The 5,330-nt window shown below is 75.5% G+C and carries 6 protein-coding genes; 1 reads left to right on the top strand and 5 read right to left on the bottom strand.

Annotated features, from left to right (window positions below):
• Positions 1–385: MBL fold metallo-hydrolase (locus NWP10_RS10320; RefSeq protein WP_258300840.1), on the bottom strand; the 385-nt coding region annotated here is incomplete at its 3' end.
• A complete protein-coding gene (locus tag NWP10_RS10325) occupies positions 385–624 on the bottom strand; it encodes a hypothetical protein (RefSeq protein ID WP_258300841.1) in 240 nt (79 codons plus the stop codon). The genes NWP10_RS10325 and NWP10_RS10320, both read right to left, overlap by 1 nt.
• Before the next feature lie 205 nt (positions 625–829).
• Between NWP10_RS10325 and NWP10_RS10330 the strand changes: the two genes are divergently transcribed.
• Positions 830–1,393 (top strand): NADPH-dependent FMN reductase, encoded by a 564-nt coding sequence (locus tag NWP10_RS10330; protein WP_258300842.1) that lies wholly within the window; start codon positions 830–832, stop codon positions 1,391–1,393.
• 57 nt (positions 1,394–1,450) lie between these two features.
• On the opposite strand, the gene NWP10_RS10335 is transcribed toward NWP10_RS10330, so the two are convergent.
• The 3 genes from NWP10_RS10335 to NWP10_RS10345 all read right to left on the bottom strand — a co-directional run bounded on the left by NWP10_RS10335 (position 1,451) and on the right by NWP10_RS10345 (position 5,260).
• Positions 1,451–3,400: a heavy metal translocating P-type ATPase gene (locus NWP10_RS10335; RefSeq protein WP_258300843.1), complete on the bottom strand. Its 1,950-nt coding sequence runs from the start codon at positions 3,398–3,400 to the stop codon at positions 1,451–1,453.
• A 164-nt stretch (positions 3,401–3,564) separates the two neighbouring features.
• The gene (panD, locus tag NWP10_RS10340; protein WP_258300844.1) at positions 3,565–4,002 is read right to left on the bottom strand and encodes an aspartate 1-decarboxylase; all 438 of its coding nucleotides are present in this window, start codon (positions 4,000–4,002) and stop codon (positions 3,565–3,567) included.
• Between the two features lie 274 nt (positions 4,003–4,276).
• A complete protein-coding gene (locus NWP10_RS10345; RefSeq protein ID WP_258300845.1) occupies positions 4,277–5,260 on the bottom strand; it encodes an endonuclease domain-containing protein in 984 nt (327 codons plus the stop codon).
• Between the last annotated feature and the right edge of the window lie 70 nt (positions 5,261–5,330).

Below are 5,330 nucleotides of genomic sequence, written 5' to 3' on the forward strand. Positions count from 1 at the left end.
GCCGGGACGGCCGCGGCGCCGCGGCGAGCCCCACCCGGGGCAGCCAGTCCGCCGAGGACCCGGCGGGCTCCCCCAGCCCGGCGTGCGCCCACGCCTCGAGGCCGGGCAGGCCGGCGAGGCCGAACCAGTGGTCGTAGTGGTCGTGGGTGAGCACCGCGACGCCCACGCGGACCCCGGTCAGCCGCCCCGCGACGTCGTCGGCCGCCGCGCGCAGCGCCGCCCCCTGCGCCGGGAACGTGCCGACGTCCACGAGCAGCGCCCGCTCCCGGCCCACCACGAGCCCGACGTTCACGCCCTCGGGCTCGCAGCGGGCCACGAGCACGCGCCCGCACGCCGAGACCGGCTCGAACGGCCCGTTCTCCCAGCCCGCCGCACGCTCCGGCATCAGCCCAGCAGGCTCGCCATCTTCGTGGCGATCATGTCCGTGGCCCGCTGCGGGGCGAAGCGGGAGAGCCGGTCCAGGAACGTGGCGTCCTTGCCCACGGTCACGCGGTAGTCCCCCTTCTCCACGGCCTTGTCCACGATGATCCGCGCGGCCTCGGCCGGCGGCAGTTCGAGGGGGACCTCGCGGCCGATCCCGTTGCCGGAGCCGGTGACGACAAAGGTCTTGTCCTGGGTCTGCATGGGCGTGCTCCTTCTCTTCAGGGACGGTCCACGTCGAGACGCGCGCCGAGGCATGGCGCGTCCCGGGCGGCCGTGCCGCCGTGAGCGGAATCGGGCGTGGCCGCCCTCACGATCCTAGGAAAACGGCAGCCATCGGTCTCGACCGGACCGTCGGTGCTGGCACAATCGCGCCCGAGAACATTTCAAGACTGAAGGGAATCCAGGCATGAAGATCGGCGTGATCGAGGGGTCCATCCGCGAGGGGCGCACCGCCGCCACCGTCACCGACTGGGTGATGGAGCGCGCGCAGGAGCACGTGGCCGGCATCGAGGACGTGGAGGTCGAGCGCATCGTCCTCGCCGACTTCGACGTGCCGCTGCTGACCAGCGCGACCGTCCCCGGCGCCGCGAACGGCCAGTACGACGACGAGCGCGTCTCCGCCTGGGGCCGCGCGATCGCCGCGTGCGACGCCTTCGTGTTCGTCACCCCCGAGTACAACCACTCGGTGCCCGGCGCCTTCAAGAACGCCTTCGACTCCCTCGGCGCGGAGTGGCGGGACAAGGCCGTGGCGTTCGTGGGCTACGGGGCGGCCGGCGGCGTGCGCGCCGTGGAGCACTGGCGCTCGGCCGTGGCCAACTTCAACATGACCGACGTCCGCACGCAGCTGGACTTCAACCTCTTCACCGAGTTCGACGCGGACGGTCTGGCCCCGCGCGAGCGCCGCGCCGAGGAGTTCACCGGCCTCATGGAGCAGCTGATCATCGCCGCGCGCCGCATCGCGGCCGTCTGACCGGCCGGGTCTGATCGGCCGAGTCTGACAGGCCCCGACCGGCCGGGCCGCCCCCGGTCAGGCACGCGCCGCCTCCTGCGGCGCACGCCCCCGAGCCCGTGCGGCCGCGCCCTGCGGCGTGCCGCGCGGGCTCGTGCGCGCCCGGAGCGCGTAGAGGATGCAGGCCAGGTCCACGACCTCCTGCGTGAGGGCGCCCGCGACCGCGGGGATGTGGCCGAACGCGGCCACCAGCATCAGGCCCACGGACAGGGCCACGCCCAGCAGCACAGCCTGCAGCGCAATGCGGTAGGTGTGCCGGCCGATGCGCACGGCCTCCACGGTGCGGCCGATGTCGTCCCGGGTGATGACGACGTCGGCGGACTCCCCCGCCGCGCTCGAGCCGCGCGCGCCCATGGCGATCCCCACGTCCGCCGCGGCGAGCACGGGGGCGTCGTTGACGCCGTCGCCGACCATGATGACCGGCCGCGGCCGCAGCTCCGCGAGCAGGCGCACCTTGTCCTCGGGCAGGAGGGAGTGCGCGACGTCGTCCAGGCCGGCCTCGGCGGCCAGGGAGCGGGCCGTGTGCTCGTTGTCGCCGGTGAGCATGACGGCGCGCTCGAAGCCCTCCGCGCGCAGGGCGGCCACGGTCTCGCCCGCGTTCTCGCGCAGGGCGTCCGCGAGCACGAGCGTGCCCGCGTGGCGGCCGTCCACGCTCACGTACGCCGCCGTCTCGCCCGGCGCGAACCGCGCCTCGGGGGCGTCCGGGGCCACCTCGCGGACGAACGCGAGCTTGCCCACGCGCACCTCGACGGCGGCCCCCGGCTCGTGCGTGTCGGTGCCGGTCCCGGCGCCGGCGCCGCCGTCGGTCCCCCGGACGAGCGCCCGCACGCCGCGCGTGCCCTCCTCCGTGCCCCCACGCGCGGACAGGCGGGCGAGGCCGGCGTCGTCGGCGGCGCGGACCACCGCCTCGGCCATCACGTGCGTGGAGTAGGCCTCGGCCGCCGCCGCGGCCGTGAGCACGGCGTCCGCGGTGAAGCCCTCGGCCGGCTCCACGCGCTGCAGGCGCGGGCGGCCATGGGTGAGGGTGCCGGTCTTGTCGAAGGCGACGGCGCGGGCGTGCGCCAGGGACTCCAGGACGCCGCCGCCCTTGACGATCACGCCGCGGCGCGAGGCCTGGCTCATGCCGCCGAGGAACGCCACCGGGGCGGCGATCAGCAGCGGGCACGGCGTGGCGAGCACGAGCACCTCGGCGAAGCGCACGGGGTCCCCGGAGGCCCACCAGGCGACGCCGGCGATGGCCAGGGAGACGGCCGTGAACGGCAGTGCGAACCGGTCCGCGAGGCGCACCACCGGGGCCTTCTGCTCGTGGGCCTGCTCCACGAGCGCCACGATCCGCTGGTACTGGGAGTCGGCGGCGGCCGCCGTGGCCCGCACGCGCACGGCGGCCGTGCCGTTCACGGACCCGGAGAGCACCGCGTCGCCCGCGGCCTTCGCGCTCGGGAGGGACTCGCCGGTGAGCGAGGACTCGTCGAAGGCGGCCTCGGCGCTGAGCAGCTCGGCGTCCACGGGGACCACCTCGTTGGGCTTGACGAGCAGCTCGTCCCCGGGGCGCACCTGCGCGGCCGGAACCTCGCGGGCCTCCCCGTCCGCGCCGAGCAGGTGGGCGGTCTGCGGCGCCTTCTCCAGCAGCGCGGTGAGCTCGCGGCGGGCGCGGGCCGCCGCGAAGTCCTCCAGGGCCTCGCCGCCCGTGAGCATCAGGACGATGATGAGCGCGGCCAGATGCTCCCCCACCAGCAGGGACGCCGTCATGGCCACCACCGCGAGGATGTCCAGGCCGAAGTGCCCGCGCAGCACCTCGCGCACCATCCCGACGGCGGCCCACGCGATGTTCCCGGCCACGTACACGGTGGCGACGACGGCCGCCGCGGCGTCGAGGCCGGCCGCGTGCAGCCCGAGCACCAGTGCGAGCACGACGAGCGTGACGGCGACGAGCGGGTAGGACCTCGCGAAGCGGGACAGCCTGGCCATGCCCCCATCCTGCCGCTCAGGGCGCGGCGGATTCCACGACGGCCAGGCTCGCCTGAGCCGGGCCGGAGGGACCGCCGTCGGCCGCCGGGCGAGGCACCGCGCCGGAAGGCGGAGCCGAGCGCGCCGTCGTCGTGCGGGAGGGCGTCAGCCGTGCAGGGTAGTCCTCAGAGGTCGGCCTGCGCCGCGTTCCACTCGCGGGAGAGCGGCGGGCGGGAGACGCCGTCGAGGAGGCCGTCGGCCGGGTCCACGCCCAGCTCGACGATCTTGTTCTCCCCGTCCACGTGGACCACGCGGGGCTGGAAGTGGCGGGCCTCGGCGTCCTCCATCTGCGCGTAGGCGATGAGGATGACGATGTCCCCGGGGTGCACCAGGTGGGCGGCGGCGCCGTTGATGCCGATCACGCCCGAGCCGCGCTCGCCGGCGATCGTGTAGGTCTCGATGCGGGCGCCGTTGGTGACGTCCACGATGGACACGAGCTCGCCCGGCAGGATCTGCGCGGCGTCGAGGAGGTCCTGGTCCACGGTCACGGACCCCACGTAGTGCAGGTCCGCTTGGGTCACGGTGGCCCGGTGGATCTTGGCGTGGAACATGGTGCGGAGCATGAAGCGGGACTCTCCAGGTGGGATGCGGGGGTGCGTCCGAGCGGACTGCCCCGATTCTACGCCCGGCCCCCTGAGCCGCCAGAGCCGTCCCCCGGAACCCCCCTCCGCCAGAGCCACCGTCCGCCAGGGCCGGCAGACACGCCGCTACCTCGGACGCGTAGCGGCGTGTCTGCCAGCCCTGGGAGGACCGGATGGCTGGCGGAGGAAAGGACGGCAGGCGGCCTGGTGGGGCGCCGGCACGACGACGGCTCCCGGCTCCGGGGCGACCCGCGGATCACCCCGCGGCGGCTCGATCCGCGGGGACCAGCGCGAGACGGGCCCGCACCCGACGCACGAACAGCTCCCACTCGGCCGGTTGGAAGACGTCGGCCGTCACGCGCAGCACCTCCCACCCGTCAGCCCGCAGCTCCGCGTCCCGCGAACGGTCCTCCCGCCACTGCCGCTGCTCCGTGCGGTGCTGGTCGCCGTCGTACTCCACGACGAGCCGAGCCGCGGGCCAGGCGAGGTCGACGCGCAGCCACTGCCCCGTGCTCAGCACGATGCGCGGGTTCACCTGCGGTTCGGGCACCCCGTCCAGCACGAGACCGACCCGCAGCCGGCTCTCCTGCGGCGAGTCCGCCCCGGGCCGCACCAGGTCCACCGCGTCGCGCGCGAGCCGGATCCCCTTCACCCGTGGTCGCTCGGCGACGGCGCTGCGCAGCTCCTCGAGGGACGTCACCCCCGGCGGCAGGTCGCGACGACGCCGCTCCGTGGGGGCCGTGCGCACCGCGCTGTCCCCGAGCGCGACCAGCGTCTCCACCGTGGCGGCACGGGCCGCGAGGTCGACGAAGGTCCACCCCGTGGCGGTGACCCGCACGCCGTCCACGATCCGCACGGGGACGTCGCCGTAGAGCCGGTGGGAGCGCACCCCCTCCCGGCGCGACCCGGTCCCGTTGTGGCGCGGCGCCCCGAGGTGGATCGCGGGGTCTCGGGCGAGGGGTCCGGTGAGCCACAGCCCGAGCACCGTCGCCGCCGTGACGTGGGTGAACACGCCTTCCGGGTGGAGGTCCTGCAGCGCGCGAAGGTGGTCCATGGCGTCGGGGACGGCATCGCGGACCCGCCACAGCCCCCGCCCCCACGGCTCCAGGTCGGACCGCCGCAGCCGCCCGGGCGGAACGCCCGCCTCCTGCGCCGCGTTCGTCGAGAACACGGTCGGCTCGCGTTCGGTCTCGTCGAGGCCGCACCGCATCGGCGGCAGGGGTGAGGGCGATCGGGGCATGAGCCGAGCATGCCCGGCGGCGGCGGGCCGCCGTCGTCGGGAAGCGGGGTCTGTGGACAGCCGCCCCGCC

Origin of the sequence: Micrococcus sp. HG099 (assembly GCF_024723355.1) — a bacterium.
In the GTDB taxonomy this organism is placed as follows: domain Bacteria; phylum Actinomycetota; class Actinomycetes; order Actinomycetales; family Micrococcaceae; genus Micrococcus; species Micrococcus endophyticus.